The sequence below is a fragment of the Klebsiella sp. JB_Kp042 genome, from assembly GCF_040065275.1.
Classification (GTDB): Bacteria; Pseudomonadota; Gammaproteobacteria; order Enterobacterales; family Enterobacteriaceae; genus Klebsiella; species Klebsiella quasipneumoniae.
This window is the reverse complement of the sequence record NZ_JBEAJL010000001.1, coordinates 1-901: the sequence shown is the minus strand read 5'-3', so window position 1 is coordinate 901 and position 901 is coordinate 1. Positions and strand designations below refer to the sequence as shown.

The window sequence follows — 901 nt, the reverse complement described above, 5'->3', positions numbered from 1 at the left end:
GTAAGCGTACAGCGAGAACCGTATTGACGGGGATGTGTTATTCAGTTGGCAGTGTGATGCGCCAGGGTAGCAGCTCGCTGACCCGGTTGACCGGCCAGTCAGCTATGACGTCAAGGACATGGCGAAGGTAGCTTTCTGGATCCACGCCGTTCAGTTTGCACGTCCCGATCAGACTGTACAGCAACGCTCCCCGCTCACCACCGTGGTCTGAGCCGAAGAACAACCAGTTTTTACGACCCAGACTGACCATCCGCAGCGCATTTTCAGCGATGTTATTATCGGCTTCGGCCCAGCCGTTTTCTGCATAGTACGTCAGGGCCGGCCACTGGTTCAGGGTGTACGTGAACGCCTTTGCCAGCTCCGAGTGTCGCGACAGCGTTTTCATTTTTTCACGCAACCAGCTTTCCAGGGTACTAAGCAGCGGTTTCGTTTTCCGCTGACGTTCAGCAAGCCGTTGTTCCGCCAGCATTCCTCTTATTTCCGCCTCCACGGCATACAGTTCGCCGATACACTTCAGGGCTTCCTCCGTCAGGGCTGACGGCGTGCGAACGTGCACATCGTGGATTTTACGGCGGGCGTGAGCCCAGCAGGCGGCTTCCGTTATCCGGCCATCGCGGTACAGCTCGTTGAACCCGGCGTACGCATCCGCCTGTAGCACACCGCTGAACCCCGCAAGATGGGTCTGCGGATGGATGCCTTTTCTGTCGGGGCTGTAGGCGAACCACACCGCCGGTGCCAGCGCTGACCCGGCGTTGCGGTCATCACGAACATACGTCCACAACCGCCCGGTCTTCGTCTTCTTATTGCCCGGCAACAGCACCTGGACCGGGGTATCATCGGCATGGAGTTTACCGTCAGTCAGGACATAGTCCTGAAGCGCCTCCTCCAGCGGGGACAGCAG

1 protein-coding gene is annotated in these 901 nt (G+C 58.6%); it reads right to left on the bottom strand.

The annotated features are described in order from the left end of the window. Positions 1-37 precede the first annotated feature (37 nt). The coding region (locus ABLV54_RS00005; protein WP_265789994.1) for an IS66 family transposase at positions 38-901 on the bottom strand (864 nt) is incomplete at its 5' end.